We start from the raw sequence: 15,937 nt of genomic DNA on the forward strand, positions 1-15,937 counted from the left end.
GTTCTGCATCCTGATCGTGGCCCTGGTGGCCACGGCGGTGTGGTCCGTGCTGGACCGGCATCGGCCGGACTATCGGCGGCTCAATGCCTGGTTCCTACTGTTCCTGCGGCTGTGCCTGGGCGGCCAGATGCTCTTCTACGGAATGGCGAAGGTCATCCCCACACAGATGCCGGAGCCGCCGCTGGTGGCGTTGCTCTCGCAGTACGGTGATTTCACGCCCGCGGCGGTGCTGTGGATGCAGGTCGGATCCGCACCGATCTACCAAATCCTCTTGGGCAGCGCGGAAGTGCTCGGCGGCCTGCTGCTGTTCTGGCCGCGGACCGCCACGATCGGCGCGATGATCAGCCTGATCAGCATGGCGCAGGTGTTCATCCTGAACATGACCTTCGATGTGCCGGTGAAGATCCTGTCCGGGCACCTGTTGCTGATCTCGCTGGTGCTGCTCGCGCCGCAGGCGCGTCGACTCGCCGATGTGCTTGTCCTGCAACGGCCGTCGCAGCCCGCCGTGCAGCCGGAGCCGTTCCGCGGCAGGCGGGTCCGGGTGATCGCGGTGGTGGTGCAGATCGCGTTGGGCCTGTGGGTGCTGGCCGGCACCGTGCACGAAACGTGGTTCTTCTGGAACGAGGGCGGCGGTGGTGCGCCCAAGCCCGCGCTGTACGGCATCTGGTCGGTGTCGGAGTTCACCCAGGACGGCCAGCCGCTCCCGCCGTTGACCACGGACCAGAATCGTTGGCAGCGGGTGGTTTTCGATCTGTCCGGAATGGCATATCAGAAGATGGACGGCACTCTGGTGCCCGTGGCCGGTGCGGTCGACCCGGCGGCCCACACGATCACCGTGTCGGACACGACTTCCCAGACGTTGCCGGGACACATCGCGCAGGCGCAACCGACTCAGATCGGTACGTTCACGTTCATCCAGCCCACGCCGGATCGCTTGCAACTGGAAGGTGAGTTCAACGGTCACCGGGTGACGGTCGCCCTCGAACAGGTGGACCTGAATTCCTTCAAACTGCGCAGCACACCGTTCAAGTGGGTTCAGGACCAACCCCGCTTCAGCTGACCGCCACAGGTCATTTGACGGTGATGGCATCCAGCCGGGTGCGCAGGAACTCGGCCGACACCACCGGCGGCAAGCCGGTGGTGTGCCCGATCGGCGGGCTCAGCGGCGTGACGACCGCATCGTGGTCGAGTTCGTAGAAGTAGATGAGCGACACCAGGTCTTCCTCCGGTGCGTGCGCCTGCGGCGGCAGCACTCGATGCCGGCCCGACGGCCAGCGATCCGCGCTCCAATAGGCAAGCAGGTCACCGATGTTCACGGTGAGGGCGGCGGGGTCGTACGGTGCGTCGGCCCAGCCCTGCGCCGCGGTGTAGACCTGGAGTCCGCCCGCGCCGGGCTCGCGGTCCAGCACGGTGACGGTGCCGAAGTCGGTGTGCGGGCCGATCCGGAACTGGCCGGGTTCCGGCGGGCCGACTGTTGTCAGCGGCGGATAGTGATTGATGTTGCAGGTCCAGGTGGGTCGCGCCGCGAGATCTCGGAACGGGTTGGCGGGCAAGCGCAATGCCGCCGCGAACAAGGCGAGCAACTCGTCGGACAGGGTGTGCACCGCCGCGGTGTAGGCCGTCAGCAGCTCCCGCAGTTCGACCACCTCGTCCGGCCAGACGTTGGGCAGGAACCAGACGTCGTCGACGCGCGGATCGCCGGTCGCGGTATCCGCGCCGACCGCGAAGGTCTCTTTGAGATCGGGTGGCGTCGCGGTGCCTTCGGCGTAGCCGTTGGCCTCCTTGCCCGGTCCGATCCAGCCACGACCGCCCACCGTCACGGCGTAGCGCTGCTTCACCGCGTCCGGCAGTGCGAAGAAGCGCCGCGCGGCGCCGCGCACCGCCCCGGCCAGCTCCGCCGGTACGCCGTGCCCGTAGACCAGCAGGAATCCGGCGCGCCGCAACCCCTCGTCCACTTCGCGCTCCACCTCGGCGGCCGCCGAGCCGCCGGCCCGCCAGCGCGCCAGGTCGATCGCCGCGATCGCGCTCATTTCGCCGCTGTCTCGTCGGCGACGCCGATGTCCTCGTGCCAGAGCGTCGGATACTCGGCGATGAACGTGGTCATCATCTCGACGCACCGTGTGTCCTCGAGCACGGTCACCGCGACGCCGTGCTCGGCCAGCCAGTCGTGGCCACCGTGGAAGGTCTGTGATTCGCCGATGATCACGGTGCCGATGCCGAACTGACGGACCAGGCCGCTGCAATACCAGCACGGTGACAGCGTGGTCACCATGATCGTCGGGCCGTAGTCGCGCCTGCGGCCCGCAGCCCGGAAGGCGTCGGTTTCGGCGTGGATGCTGGGGTCGCCGGACTGCACGCGCCGATTGTGGCCGCTGCCGAGCAGGGTGCCGTCCGCGTCGAACAGCGCGGCCCCGATCGGGATACCGCCCTCGGCGCGGCCGAGCAGCGCCTCCTGGTAAGCCACCTCGAGCAGTTGTGGTGCCGGTGTCGCGTGCGTCATGGCTCCAGCCTCCAAGGCGACCGGCCCGGCCGCAACGTACAGATCGTCCATCCGGCACCGGTGTCCAGATGACAGGATGACCGTATGTTGCCCACCGTGCGCGAAGTGCTCGACAACCAGTTCGCCCCGGCCGATCCGCTCGTCTTGGCAGGTCACAGCGCTTTGCGACGGACGGTGCGCTGGGTGCATTCGAGCGAGATCTACGAGATCGGCCCCCTGCTCTCCGGTGGGGAACTGCTGCTCACCACCGGGCTGGGCCTGTCCGGGGTGGACGCGGGGACGCGACGGCACTACCTGCGCGAGATCGCCGGTCGCGGGGTGGCCGGGGTGGCCGTCGAACTCGGCCGCACCTTCGACGCGGTCCCGCCCGATATGGTCGAGGAGGCCTCGCGCCGCACACTGCCGCTGATCGCGCTGCGGGCGGTGGTGCCGTTCATCGACCTGTGCCGGGCCGCGAACACCGAGATCGTGTCGCGCGAGGTGCGCTCGTTGCGCCTGCTCAACGCGCTCGCGCGGGAACTGACCGTCGAACTCGCCGCGGGAAATGGGCTCGCGCAGTTGCTGACTCGCATCGGTGCGACCACCGGGTGCGCACTGATCGTGACGAGCGGCAACGGCGCGTTGATCGCGGCGCACGGCGTGGACGACGACCGATCCGCCTGGGCCGCAGTGGAATCCGGCACCGCGACCGCGACGATCCGAGCCAAGGAGAACACCTGGGGGACGCTCACCGCAGGTCCCGGCTCGGTGCTCGACGACGCCACGCTCGCCGCCGTGCTGGAGCAGTCCGCGCCGACCCTCGGCCTCGCACTCGCCAATTCGGGTTCGCCGACCGGACGGCCGCAGCTCGCGGCGCGCACCCTGCTCGCGGATCTGTTGGACGGCAAGATGATTCGGCAGGCCGATCTGAAAGTGCGGGCCTCGGCGGCCGGTATCCCGGCGCTGTCCGGGCGCGCCTTGGTGCCGGTGGCCGCCGACGCGCCCGATACCCGCATCGCGACCCGTCTGATCGACACCGCGGCAAAGGAACTCGGCAGGCCCGCGCTGGTGGCCGAGGTGCACGCGACCGGCTACGGCGTACTCGTCATGGACCAGGCAGAGCCCGATCCGGTCGGTGCGGTCGCCCGCCTGCTGCGCAACGCCTTCGCCACGAACGCCGTCGAAGGCGTCACGGTGGTGGTGGGCGACCCGTGTGAGTTCACCGCCGCCGCGTTGACCGGCTCGCTCGAGGCGACGCGGTCGGCGTTGCGGCTGGCCACTCGGCACCGACGGGATCGGCCGGCGGGCAGTCCGCTCGCGACGGTGCGCGAGCTGGCCACCGAGCTCGTCGTCGAATCGTTGCCGGCTGCCGAGCGCCACCGTTTGATCAGCACCACCATCGCCCCGCTGATCGACTGGGACACGGCGCATCACAGCAAACTAGCCCGCACGCTGGAGGTCTACCTGCGCCACGGCGGCAGCGCGACCCGCTGCGCCGCGGCACTGCACATCGGCAGGCAGTCGCTGTACCAGCGGCTGGAACGCATCCGCGCACTGCTCGGCTACGACCCGGCCGCGCCCGCCCTGGCGGGCACGCTGCTGCTCGCGTTGTGTGCGCACCGGCTGTCCGACTAGCCGCACCACAGGAGAGGTGCGCGAAGTGTCAGGGGCGCCGCGCGAGCACCGCATAGGTGGCGGCGGCGACCAGGAACCCGACGAAGAAGGTGATGTCACCGAGCGCGGGGAACTCACGCACCAGGTAGCCGGTGAACTTCGCCTGATTGGAGAACAGCAGTACCGACACCGCCAATCCGGTCGTAAACGCCACCACTCCAGGGTGATTCGTGTACGCGCGGTCGTAGAGCAAAACGTCGACCGGCTTGCCGCGGCGCAGGTACTGGTCGACGAACATCACGCCCAGCCACGGCCCGATCCAATACGCGACGATCAGCAGGAACGCTTCGTAGCTCGCGGCGGCATCCGCCAGCGCCCACCAGGCGACGAGAAAACCGAGGGCGCCGAAACCGATCGAGACGACCGCCCGCTGCGTGCGCAGCGGCAAGGCGATGCCGATCGTCACGAAGGCCATCGCCCCGGAGTACACGTTCAGCGCGTTCGCCGCGACGGCGCCGAGCGCGATGGCCAGCAACGCCAGATCCGCCAGCACGCCGGGCAGATTCGCGGTGAAGACATCGGTGGGACTGCCCGTCGCCGTGCCCGCGATGGTGACCGAGGCCGCGCCGAGCAGAGACAGCCACAGGCAGGACACGAACAGTCCGGCGGCCGCGAAACCGCCGGTGGCGGCGCGCGAAACCGTGCGCGGCAGATAGCGAGAGTAGTCCGCCGCGTAGGGATTCCAGCCGCCCGCGTACCCGAAGGCGGTGCCGACGGTCAGCAGGAAGCCGCCGGTCCCGCCCACCCCGCCGGCCGGCGCGGCCGCGCCGAGGTCGGCTTTGCCGAGTATCACGATCGTCACCACGACGAAAACCACCGCGAGCACGGGGAAGACGATGCGCTCGAAGGCGTGCACCAGGTTGTGGCCGAACGCGCCGAAAACGGTCTGCACCACCACGATCAGCGCCAGCGCGGTGAGTTTCGGCATGCCGGTGAGGCTGCTCAACGCGAACGCGCCGCTGACGCTGTTGGTGGCGAACCAGCCGACCCCGCACATGATGGACATGAACGCCGCGGGCAGTGCGTTGCCCCGATAACCGAAGGCCAAGCGCCCCAACACCATTTGCGGCACACCGTGCACCGGGCCGCGGGCCGACAGCACGTGGTGCGCGGCGGCGGCGAGCCCGATGCCGATGGTCAGGGCCAGTGCCGCCTGCCAGAAAGTCATCCCGAAGGCGGTGACCGAGAGCACGCCGATGAAGATGGTGGCGAATTCCAGATTCGGCGACATCCAGGTCCAGAACAGCCCGCGCGGGCGGCCGTGCCTGGCGTCGTCGGGGATGTACTCGTTGCCGCCCGGCTCCACCGCGATGACGCGATCGGCGTAGTCGGCGGCCGGGGGCGGGTCCTCGGTCAATGCCATCTCTGCACACTCGTCCGCGACGGCGCGGCAGGCAACGGACGGTTCGTACGTACGTCACCGCCGGTCGACGGACAGTTCGCCCGCCTCGCCGGGTTCATTCGGTGATCGAGCTGGACTGGTGGCGCCAGTTGGATGAGGGGGTGAACAGTTCGCCGCTGTCCGCGCGGAAGGCCGCGAGCGCGTCGGCGTCGCCGCGTAACTGCGCCAGCAGCCACGCCGTCGGGTAGCCGAGGTAGCCGAACACGCCGGTCGTGCACGGGGTGGACGCGGCCGCGCAATCCGGCTGCCCCTGCACGTCGTTGTGGTTCGGCCCGTCGAGGGTGCCCCAGGCTTTGCGCACGCCGGCCGGCGTCGCCTCGTAGTACGCCTGATTCGACTGCAAGCCTTCCACCTGCCAGGGCAGTGCTTGATGCGACGGCGAGACGATGCCGTCGGCGGTCCCGTTCACGAAGAACACCGAACCCGTGGTGAGCGCGCGGGTGTCGGCGCACGACGCCGCGGTCGAGCACCAGTGCTGTGCCGGAAGTTCCAGCGGCACAGCGGTCTTGATCGCGCCCGCCGAGTCGCGCAGGGCGTTGAGCACCCCCGACGCGCCCTGCGAATGCCCCACGGCGCCGACGGCGTCCCGGTCCAGTTTGCCGAAGAACACGCTCGCCGGATCGTCGCCCTGCGCGAGCAGGAATTCCAGCGACTTGCGGATATCGGACCCGGACCCGGTGTTCCGGTTCTCGGTGGCCACCACGACGAAGCCCCAGGACGCGAAATGCCGCAGCAGGTACCGGTATTGACTGGGAACGGCGTCGGACCCGTTGCCCCACAGCACGATCGGATGCCGTTGTGCACCCAGCTCCGTCGGATACCAGACATCGAATTTCGCGCCGCCGCTGTCGCAGCACCCGAATCCGAGCTGTTCGGTCACGGCCGCGGGACCGGGCCGAAAGTACGTCGACTCGATCCCGGGATTCGGCACGTAGGGTGCGGGCTCGGCCGCGGCCACCCCGGCCACCGCCGGTCCGCAGGCGAGCAGCGCTACCGCGATCATCCGCACCGTCCGACGCCAGCGAGTCATAGGCGCGAGTATAGGAATGCCCGCACGCCCGCTTCGACGCCACATCGCGGGACGCACGATCGGCCGAGCGCGACGGGTGCGGCGGGCACGCCAGGCGCGGCAGGTGCTGTGCGCGCTGGCGGGTGCTGTCGGGCGCTGCTGGTGTGGCGCGTGCGCTGGGCGCTGTTGGTCGGGCGGGCGCTGCTGATGCGTCAAGTGCGCAAGGCGTGGGCCGGTACGGCGGGCGCTGCTGGTGCGGCGGCGTGACAGGTGCTGTGGCGCAACCGGCGCGGGCGGCCGCGACGACCGAGCGAGGCGATTGCCGTTGGTTCGCGCGCAGGCCGTAGGCTCGAAAACTGTGCCGAACACGCAAGACCACACCGATGACCAGCCGGTATCCCCAGCCGCGCCGCACGAGGGCGATCCGAACTATCTGGTCGGGCTCGATCTCGTCGGCCGCCGCGTCGTCGTGGTCGGCGGCGGTACGGTGGCGCAGCGCAGGCTCGGGCTGCTGATCGCCTCGGGCGCGGACGTGCACGTGGTGAGCCGCGAGGTCACCCCGGCGGTCGAGGGGATGGCGACCTCCGGCCAAATCACCGTGACGCTGCGCGCCTACGCCGACGGCGATCTGGACGGCGCGTGGTACGCGATCGCCTGCACCGATGAACCGGAGACCAACGCGGCGGTCGTCGCCGAGGCGACCCGGCGGCGGATCTTCTGCGTGCGCGCCGACCACGCCCGGCTCGGCACCGCGGTCACGCCCGCGACCGCACGCTACGACGGCATGACCCTCGGCGTGCTGGCCGGTGGTCAGCATCGGCGCTCGGCCGCGGTGCGCAACGCGCTGCTCGAGGCGCTGCAATCCGGTGTGGTGACCGATGATTCGACGCCGATCACCCCCGGCGTCGCGCTGGTCGGCGGCGGACCCGGCGACCCCGATCTGATCACGGTGCGCGGACGGCGGCTGCTCGGCCGCGCGAATGTGGTGGTCGCCGACCGGCTCGCGCCGCCGGAACTGCTGGCCGAACTCGGACCCGATGTCGAGGTGATCGACGCGGCGAAGATCCCCTACGGGCGGGCGATGGCGCAGGACGCGATCAACGCCGCGCTGATCGAGGGCGCCAAGGCGGGCAAATTCGTGGTGCGGCTCAAGGGCGGCGACCCGTACGTGTTCGGCCGCGGCTTCGAGGAACTCGAGGCCTGTGTCGAGGCGGGTATCCCGGTGACCGTGGTGCCCGGTATCACCAGCCCCATCTCGGTGCCCGCGGCGGCGGGCATCCCGGTGACCCATCGGGGCGTGACGCACGAATTCGTCGTCGTGAGCGGCCATGTCGCGCCGGACCACCCGGATTCACTGGTGGATTGGCCCGCGCTGGCCCGGCTGCGCGGCACCCTGGTACTGATGATGGCGGTGGAGCGGATCGAGCAGTTCGCGAACGCGCTGATCGAAGGCGGACGCCCCGCGGACAGTCCCGCCACGGTCATTCAAGAGGGCACCCTGCGCACGCAGCGGGTGCTGCGCGCCGACCTCGGCACGGTCGCCGAGCGGGTGCGTACCGAAGGCATCCGCCCGCCCGCGATCGTGGTGATCGGTCCTACGGCGGGCTTCTCGGCGCCGGTAGCCGACTGATCGGCCGGGCGCCGCGGTGGCACAGGTCGTCTACAGTGGCTCTCTGTGCTCGAGAATCCCGCTGCGCCGACGCAGTATCCAGTGAAAGAGCGGGCGTTCGGGCTCGCGATTCTCGTCCTCAGCGGAATGCAGCTGATGAGCGTGCTGGACGGCACGGTCATGATCCTGGTGGTCCCGCGGCTGCAGGCGGATTTCGGGATGTCCGCGTCCAGCGCGAACTGGGTGATCACGTCCTACGCACTCACCTACGCCGGGCTCATGCTGCTCGGCGGGCGGGTCGGTGACGCGTTCGGGCGCAAGAAGATGTTCCTGCTCGGCGTCGGCCTGTTCACCCTGTCCTCGCTGCTGTGCGGCCTGGCGATCAACGGCGGGATGCTGATCGGCATGCGCGCCCTGCAGGGCATCGGTGCGGCCTTCGCCTCGCCCACCGCCCTGGCACTCGTCGCGACCACTTTCGCGCCGGGCAAGGCGCGCAATCAGGCGATCGCGATCTTCGGTGCGATGGTCGGCGTCGGTTCGGTCGGTGGCCTGGTGGTCGGCGGTGCGCTGGCCGACGTCTGGTGGCGCGGCATCTTCCTGATCAATGTGCCGATCGGCCTGCTGGTCTTCGTGGGCGCGATGCGCTGTCTGCGCGACACCGAGCACCATCGCCTCTCCCTCGACGTGCGCGGCGCCGTGCTGGCCACGATCGGCGTCGCCACCCTGGTGTTCGGTGGCATGGAAGGTCCCGCGCTGGGCTGGGGCCACCCCGTGATCATCGGTTCGCTGGTGGCCGGCGGCGTCCTGCTGATCACCTTCATCGTCGCCGAGCGCAACGTGGACAACCCGCTGCTGCCGTGGTCGCTGTTCAGCAGCCAGGACCGCGTCGCGACCTTCCTCGCGGTGCTGCTGGCCAGCGGGGTGATGGGCGGCATCTCCGTCTTCGGTGCGCAGTACGTGCAGAATGTGCTGGGCTACAGCGCTTTACAGGCCGGCCTGATCTTCATTCCGTTCACCATCGGCATGGGCGTCGGCGGCGCGTTGACCTCGAAGCTGGTCATGCGGATCGCGCCCCGGATCCTGATCGGCGCGGGCGGCGGCCTGGCGGCCGTCGCCCTGCTGTTCGGCTCGACCCTGGACCGCACCGCGAACCTGCCCACGCTGCTCGTGCTGTTCCTGGTGATCGGCACCGGCGTCGGCATCGTGCTGGTCATCGTGCCGCTGTGCCTGATCGTCGGCGTCGAGGTCACCGAGATCGGTCCGCTGAGCGCGGTCGGTCAGATGCTGCTGGCGTTCGGCCCGGCCTTGGCGCTGGGCTTCCTCGGCCCGGTGGTGGTCTCGCGCAGCCTGGCGCTGGGCGGCAGCAATACCGTCAAACCCAGTGCCATGAACACCGCCCAACTCGACGCGCTCAGCAGCGGCTACACCCTCGCCCTGTTCCTGTGCGGCGTCGGCGTGGTGCTGACTCTGCTGATCGCGCTCGCCATCCGCTACACGGCGGCGCAGGTCGCGCAGGCGCAGCACGCGCAGGAAGAAGCCCAGCAGTCCTAGGCTCGGTCCAGCCCGCTCAAAGGCGGCCTGCGACCTTGCGGGGCGTCACCCGCACGATGACGCGGGGGCCGTCGTTGACCGAGGCCGGGTTGAAATCCAGGTACTTCTGCCCGGTGTACTTGACGGACAGCTTGTCCGGCAAGGTCTTGTCCGGGTCGGGCGTGAGCGTGGCGGTCCCGCGGATCTCGGCGTAGGTGTAGGGGTTCTCCGGCGGGTTGATCATGATGGTGACGCGCGGGTCGCGGGCGATGTTCTTGCCCTGCTGGCGATCGGTGGTGGTGGAGAAGAGCAGGTCGTCGCCGTCGCGCTCGAGCCAGATGACGGTGAGGTGCGGCTGGCCGTTGGGCCCGCTCGTCGCCACGGTGGCGAACACCTTCGACTCGTCCAGATACTTCTTCAATCCCGCGGAAAGCACACCGGTGTCGGTCATGCTTTTCTGAAACACGCCGCGCCCCCGCGGCATTCCGCCGAGCACGAATGCGCCGCACAGCGACTTCGTGCTGTGCGGCGCGAGCACCCGGCGGGTCAGCCGACGGCGTGGCGGTCGGCGACGGTCAGCGCGTGGTCGAGGATGGCCAGGCCCTCCTTGGCCTCGGCCTCGCTGACGATGCACGGCGGGACCACGTGCAGGCGATTGAAGTTCACGAACATCAGCAGCCCGGCCGCGCGGCAGGCGGCGACGACCTCCGTCATCGCCGTGCTCGTCCCGCCGTACGGGGCGAGGGGCTCCCGCGTAATCCGGTCGCGGACGAGTTCGAGCGCCCAGAACACCCCGGCGCCGCGGACATCGCCGATGCTGGGATGCCGCTCGGCGAGTTCGCGCAGACCGGGGCCGAGCACGCGCGCACCGATGTCGGCGGCGTGTTCGACGATGCCCTCGTCGGCCATCGCCGTGATGGTCGCGACGGCGGCCGCGGTCGCGAGCGGATGACCCGAATAGGTCAGGCCGCCCGGATAGGGGCGGTCGTCGAAGGTCGCGGCGATCGCCGGGCTGATCGCGACACCGCCCAGCGGCACGTAGCCGGAGTTGACGCCCTTCGCGAAGGTCAGCAGATCGGGCACGACGCCGTCGAAATGCTCTATCGCGAACCACTTTCCGGTCCGGCCGAAACCGGACATCACCTCGTCGGCGATGAAGACGATGCCGTACTTGTCGCACAGTGCGCGCACGCCCGCCAGGTATCCGGGCGGCGGGATCATGATTCCCGCGGTGCCGGGCACGGATTCGAGCACGATCGCCGCGATGGTGTTCGGCCCCTCGAAGGCGATGGTCTGTTCCAGATGCGCCAAAGCCCGCTCGGTCTCCTGGGTTTCGTCGCTCGAATGGAATTGCGTGCGATACAGGAACGGCCCGAAGAAGTGCACGACACCGCTGTTGCCGTGATCGTTGGGCCAGCGCCGCGGATCACCGGTCAGGTTGATCGCGGTCTCCGTCCCGCCGTGATACGAGCGGTAGCGGGCGAGCACCTTGTAGCGGCCGGTGTGCAGCCGGGCCATCCGTACCGCGTGCTCGACGGCCTCGGCCCCGCCGTTGGTGAAGAAGATCTTGTTCAGCTCGCCCGGCGTGCGCTCGGCGATCAGGCGAGCCGCCTCCGAGCGCGCGTCGTTGACGTGCTGCGGTGCGACGGTGCACAGCTTGGCCGCCTGCTGCTGCACCGCCGCAACGACTCTCGGATGTTGGTGCCCGATGTTGGTGTTCACCAGCTGAGAGGAGAAATCGAGCAGCCGAGTGCCCTCGCCGTCCCAGACGTAACAGCCCTGGGTGGCGCTGATGGTCATCGGATCCAGCTGCGCCTGGGCGGACCAGGAGTGGAAGACGTGGCGACGATCGAGCTCGTACGCGCGCGCTGCCGCCTCGCGGGCGGCCTCCGGGGTCAATCCGTTCGGGAGGGTCATCGTCGAGTTCTCCTGCGTCACTTGTGCTGTCGGCTACCTGTGCTCAGTGGTGGACGGGGCTACTTGTTCTCGGGGAAGCCGAGGTTGATCCCGCCGTGGCTCGGGTCGAGCCAGCGGGTGGTAACCGCCTTGGCCCGGGTGAAGAAGTGCACGCCGTCGGCGCCGTGCGCGTGCGAGTCACCGAACAGCGAGTTCTTCCAGCCGCCGAAGCTGTAGTAGGACATGGGCACCGGGATCGGCACGTTGATGCCGACCATGCCCACCTCGACCTCGTTGTGGAAGCGCCGGGCCGCGCCGCCGTCGTTGGTGAAGATGGCCGTGCCGTTGCCGTATGGGTTGGCGTTGATCAGGGCGAGCGCGTCGTCGTAGCTGTCCACCCGCACGACCGACAGGACCGGGCCGAAGATCTCGTCGGTGTAGACGCTCATCGCGGTGCCGACGTGGTCGAGAATCGTGGGGCCGAGCCAGAATCCGTCCGCTTCGCCATCGGCCGCGATGCCGCGTCCGTCGAGCACGACACTGGCACCGGCGGATTCGCCCGCCGCGATGTACTCCGCGACGCGATCGCGATGCGCCTTGGTGACCAGCGGGCCCATATCGGTCTCGCGGGTGCCGTCGCCGGTCTTGATGGTGGTGGCGCGCTCGGTGATCTTCGCGACCAGTTCGTCGGCGGTGCCGCCCACCGCGACCACCACGCTGATCGCCATGCACCGTTCACCGGCGGAACCGAATCCGGCGTTCACCGCGGCGTCGGCGGCCAGGTCGAGGTCGGCGTCCGGCAGCACCACCATGTGGTTCTTCGCCCCGCCCAGCGCCTGCACCCGCTTGCCCGCCGCGGTGCCGCGCTGATAGACGTACTGCGCGATCGGGGTCGAGCCGACGAACGACACGGCCTTGATCTTCGGGTGGTCGAGCAACTCGTCCACCGCGACCTTGTCGCCCTGCACGACGTTGAAAACCCCTGCGGGCAAGCCGGCTTCGGCCCACAGCTCGGCCAGCCACAGCGAGGCCGAGGGGTCCTTCTCGCTCGGCTTGAGCACCACGGTGTTGCCCGCGGCGATGGCCAGCGGGAAGAACCACATCGGCACCATCGCCGGGAAGTTGAACGGCGAGATCACCGCGACCGGGCCGAGCGGCTGACGGATGGAGAAGATGTCCACCTTCGTCGACGCGTTCTCGGTGTACCCGCCCTTGAGCAGATGCGGTACGCCGCAGGCGAATTCGACGACCTCGAGGCCGCGGCTCACCTCGCCCATGGCGTCGGCGATCACCTTGCCGTGCTCGGCCGTGATCAATTGCGCCAGTTCGGCTTTGCGGTCGTTGAGCAGCTCGCGGAACCGGAACAGGATCTGGGTGCGCCGTGCCAGTGAGGTGTCGCGCCAGGCCGGGAACGCGTCCGCGGCCGAATCGATCGCCGCGCGGGTGTCGGCCGCGTTCGCCAGCGCGACCTGTCCGGTCACCACGCCGGTCGCCGGATTGGTCACCGCCGCCGTCGCCTCGCTGGTCCCAGCGAAAGCCTTGCCGTCGAGCCAGTGCGCGATTGTCTGCATATCTCCTCGTTTCGATCCGTGAGCGTCGCGGTGCGGCGGCGGGTGGACGCCTCCTTGCTACTACTCTCCGGCATCAACCCTGCGATATCGCCCGACGATCTGTACGCGATTCGGCGATTCATATTACGATTCGTCGGTGCTGCCCTCCGTATCCGATGTGCTGGCGATCCCGGTGGTGCGGGCCGGTGCGCCCGAGGTCGTCGCCGGTGGATCACTGGACCGGCCGGTGCGCTGGGTGCACGTCAGCGAGGTCGCGGAGGTGGCGCAGCTGCTGGCGGGCGGGGAACTGATCCTGACCACCGGTCAGCCGATGAGCCACGGCGACAGCGCGACGGCCGACTACCTGGCCGCGCTCGCCGCGGCCGGGGTGTCCGGGCTGGTCGTCGAATTGGGCGCGTACGTGCCGCGACTGCCGCCGATCGTCGCGCAGACCGCCGACGCGCTCGGGCTGCCGGTGATCGCGCTGCACCGGGTGACCCGATTCGTGGAGATCACCGAGGCGGTGCACCGGGTGATCGTGGCCGACCAATACGCCGAAGTGGAGTTCGCGCGCACCGTGCACGAGACCTTCACCGATCTCAGCGTGCGCCGCGCCTCGCTCGCCGAGATCGTGAAAACCGCTGCGGGCATGCTCGATTCGTCGGTGGTGCTGGAAGACCTGGCGCACCGGGTGCTGGCGTTCACGGCCAAGCATGTGAGCACGTCGGCACTGCTCGAGGACTGGGAGAACATCTCGCGGCTGCTGCCCGACGGCTGGGACGCGGTGGCCGTCGGTCCGCACACCCAGCGCTGGGGGCGGTTGATCCTGCGGTCGAGCGAGGTGCCGACCGCGCGCGCCACGATGGTGCTGGAACGCGCCGCGCAGACGCTCACGCTGCATCGGATGATCGAGAAGGACCGCTTCGGCCTGCATCGGCAGGCGCAGACCGGGCTCATCGATGACATGGTCAACGGTCGGGTGGTGGACGAACGCGACGCGGTGGCCCGAGCCGCCGCGCTCGGCCTGGCCCGGCGCGCCGCCTACGTGCCGTTGGCGGTCGACGTCGCGGCCGTCGCCGAGGCCGATCCGGTTGCCCGGCAACGCCGTGCCGCGGGCATCCTGGACGCGGTCACGCACGGGCTCGGCTTGGCCGAACTCACCGCGCTCGCCGCCGCAGATCAGGGCGATCGAGTCGGCATGATCCTGGCGCTGCCGCGAACCGGTGCGCTCGACGAGAACCTGACCGCGGCCTGCGTCGCGATCGCCGGCGAGGTACGCCGGGTCGACGGCGTCGAACGGGTCGTGATCGGCGTCGGCGCCGAAGCGGATTCGCTGCTGGACACCGCGCACGAGCTGCCGCACGCGGCGCACATCGCGGAAGTAGCGCTGTCACTGCGGAGTTCGGCGCCGCGACCGTTCTACCGCAGCGGCGACGTGCGGCTGCGCGGGCTGCTCTCGCTGATCCGCAACGAGCCCGGAGTGCAACGATTCGCGGAAACGGAACTGAGTGCGCTGCTGCGCTACGACATTCGGCAAGGCGCCGACCTGACCGGCACGCTGCGCCAGTTCCTCGACCTGGCGGGCAACAAGACCGAACTCGCGCGGCGGCTGAACATCAGCAGGCCGACCCTGTACGAGCGGCTGGCGCGGATCGAACGCATCCTCGCCGTCGATCTCGAGGACGGGGAATCGCGTACCTCGTTGCACGCGGCGCTGCTGATCCGCGATCTGACGGCGAACGCGCGCTGAATCCGGTCGTCCGATATGTCGCGATCGGTCTCGCGCATGGTGTAGCTCACATCCGCCCCGGTCAGCGCCGCATCGCGGGAACATCGCAGGTCCGGCGGCGGTTCTGTGGTGTATGACAACCCTTGGATTGATCGGCAGCGGCAACATCGGCGGTACGGTGGCGCGACTCGCCATCGCCGCGGGACTCGACGTGGTGCTCAGCAACTCCCGTGGTCCCGAGACGCTGACCGACCTGGTCGCGGAGCTCGGCCCACGGGCACGGGCGGCGACCGCCGACGAGGCGGCCGCGGCGGGGGACATCGTGGTGGTGACCGTGCCACTGCGCAATTACCAGCAGGTGCCGGTCGCGCCCTTGGCGGGCAAGGTCGTCATCGACACCAACAACTATTACCCGGATCGGGACGGCACCTTCGCCGAACTCGCGGACGGCACCGTGACGAGCAGTGAACTGCTGCAAAAACACCTGCCGACCTCGAAGGTGGTCAAGGCGTTCAACAACATCTACTTCGTGCACCTCGGCGAACTGGCCCGTCCCGCGGGCGCCGTCGACCGGTCGGCGTTGCCGATCGCGGGCAACGACACCGGCGCGAAAGTCGCTGCGGCACAACTGATCGACGCGCTCGGCTACGACACCGTCGATGTCGGCCCGCTGAGCGAGAGCTGGCGCTTCCAGGTGAATACGCCGGTCTACGCCGACGCCTACGCGGCGGCACTTCCGTTCTGGGAGAACGCCGCAACCCCCGCGGACGGCACCAGGATTCGCGAGCTGCTCGCCGCCGCCCAGCGGTGACATGGGAGAACCCGGGAGCTTAGCCTGCTCCCGGGTTCCAGTTCTGCCGCCCAATTCGCCCACCCCGGTGGGGGAAGAGATGAGGCTGAGATTCACGGCGTGTCGTGCCTTTGGACCACTTCCCCATGGCGGGGAAGGCCGGAGTCGAACCGGCATCTCGTCGCGTGCGTGTCCCTTCCTCGTACCGTCGGTGTTCGGCGGCGAATACTCGTGCTGGAGCGAGAGTCTGAGATTGGCACGGTTGCCTC

13 protein-coding genes are annotated in these 15,937 nt (G+C 69.3%); 6 read left to right on the forward strand and 7 right to left on the reverse strand.

The genetic code is table 11. The features are described 5' to 3' along the window. On the forward strand, window positions 1–1,060 hold a 1,060-nt coding region (locus NBRGI_RS26560), incomplete at its 5' end, for a hypothetical protein (protein ID WP_029899940.1). 10 nt (window positions 1,061–1,070) lie between these two features. Here the strand turns inward: NBRGI_RS26560 and NBRGI_RS26565 are convergent. After that, window positions 1,071–2,030, reverse strand: a complete 960-nt coding sequence (locus NBRGI_RS26565) for an isopenicillin N synthase family dioxygenase (protein ID WP_029899941.1) — start codon at window positions 2,028–2,030, stop codon at window positions 1,071–1,073. Continuing rightward, window positions 2,027–2,500: a nucleoside deaminase gene (locus tag NBRGI_RS26570; protein WP_200882225.1), complete on the reverse strand. Its 474-nt coding sequence runs from the start codon at window positions 2,498–2,500 to the stop codon at window positions 2,027–2,029. The genes NBRGI_RS26565 and NBRGI_RS26570 overlap by 4 nt, the downstream gene beginning before the upstream one ends. Window positions 2,501–2,584: 84 nt before the next feature. On the opposite strand from NBRGI_RS26570, the gene NBRGI_RS26575 reads away from it, so the two are divergent. Further along, window positions 2,585–4,114, forward strand: a complete 1,530-nt coding sequence (locus NBRGI_RS26575; protein ID WP_029899943.1) for a PucR family transcriptional regulator — start codon at window positions 2,585–2,587, stop codon at window positions 4,112–4,114. Between the two features lie 28 nt (window positions 4,115–4,142). On the opposite strand, the gene NBRGI_RS26580 is transcribed toward NBRGI_RS26575, so the two are convergent. Together NBRGI_RS26580 and NBRGI_RS26585 are read right to left on the reverse strand one after the other, a co-directional pair. Further along, window positions 4,143–5,516, reverse strand: a complete 1,374-nt coding sequence (locus tag NBRGI_RS26580; RefSeq protein WP_029899944.1) for a purine-cytosine permease family protein — start codon at window positions 5,514–5,516, stop codon at window positions 4,143–4,145. A 94-nt stretch (window positions 5,517–5,610) separates the two neighbouring features. After that, window positions 5,611–6,585, reverse strand: coding sequence for a poly(ethylene terephthalate) hydrolase family protein (locus NBRGI_RS26585; RefSeq protein ID WP_051728045.1), 975 nt, complete (start codon window positions 6,583–6,585; stop codon window positions 5,611–5,613). Window positions 6,586–6,997: 412 nt separating this feature from the next. On the opposite strand from NBRGI_RS26585, the gene cobA reads away from it, so the two are divergent. Both cobA and NBRGI_RS26595 read left to right on the forward strand, forming a co-directional pair. Next, window positions 6,998–8,194 (forward strand): uroporphyrinogen-III C-methyltransferase, encoded by a 1,197-nt coding sequence (cobA, locus tag NBRGI_RS26590; protein ID WP_029899946.1) that lies wholly within the window; start codon window positions 6,998–7,000, stop codon window positions 8,192–8,194. A gap of 45 nt (window positions 8,195–8,239) precedes the next feature. After that, a complete protein-coding gene (locus NBRGI_RS26595) occupies window positions 8,240–9,724 on the forward strand; it encodes an MFS transporter (RefSeq protein WP_029899947.1) in 1,485 nt (494 codons plus the stop codon). A gap of 16 nt (window positions 9,725–9,740) precedes the next feature. On the opposite strand, the gene NBRGI_RS26600 is transcribed toward NBRGI_RS26595, so the two are convergent. From NBRGI_RS26600 to NBRGI_RS26610, 3 genes are all read right to left on the reverse strand, one after another. Beyond that, window positions 9,741–10,154, reverse strand: a complete 414-nt coding sequence (locus NBRGI_RS26600) for a PPOX class F420-dependent oxidoreductase (protein ID WP_029899948.1) — start codon at window positions 10,152–10,154, stop codon at window positions 9,741–9,743. Window positions 10,155–10,249: 95 nt separating this feature from the next. Continuing rightward, window positions 10,250–11,620, reverse strand: coding sequence for an aspartate aminotransferase family protein (locus NBRGI_RS26605; RefSeq protein WP_029899949.1), 1,371 nt, complete (start codon window positions 11,618–11,620; stop codon window positions 10,250–10,252). A 59-nt stretch (window positions 11,621–11,679) separates the two neighbouring features. Continuing rightward, a complete protein-coding gene (locus NBRGI_RS26610) occupies window positions 11,680–13,170 on the reverse strand; it encodes a CoA-acylating methylmalonate-semialdehyde dehydrogenase (protein ID WP_029899950.1) in 1,491 nt (496 codons plus the stop codon). Between the two features lie 136 nt (window positions 13,171–13,306). Between NBRGI_RS26610 and NBRGI_RS26615 the strand changes: the two genes are divergently transcribed. Together NBRGI_RS26615 and NBRGI_RS26620 are read left to right on the forward strand one after the other, a co-directional pair. Further along, the gene (locus tag NBRGI_RS26615) at window positions 13,307–14,899 is read left to right on the forward strand and encodes a PucR family transcriptional regulator (RefSeq protein WP_029899951.1); all 1,593 of its coding nucleotides are present in this window, start codon (window positions 13,307–13,309) and stop codon (window positions 14,897–14,899) included. 112 nt (window positions 14,900–15,011) lie between these two features. Beyond that, window positions 15,012–15,689: an NADPH-dependent F420 reductase gene (locus NBRGI_RS26620; protein WP_029899952.1), complete on the forward strand. Its 678-nt coding sequence runs from the start codon at window positions 15,012–15,014 to the stop codon at window positions 15,687–15,689. Window positions 15,690–15,937 lie beyond the last annotated feature (248 nt).

The organism is Nocardia brasiliensis IFM 10847, assembly GCF_000710915.1.
Taxonomy (GTDB): Bacteria; Actinomycetota; Actinomycetes; order Mycobacteriales; family Mycobacteriaceae; genus Nocardia; species Nocardia brasiliensis_A.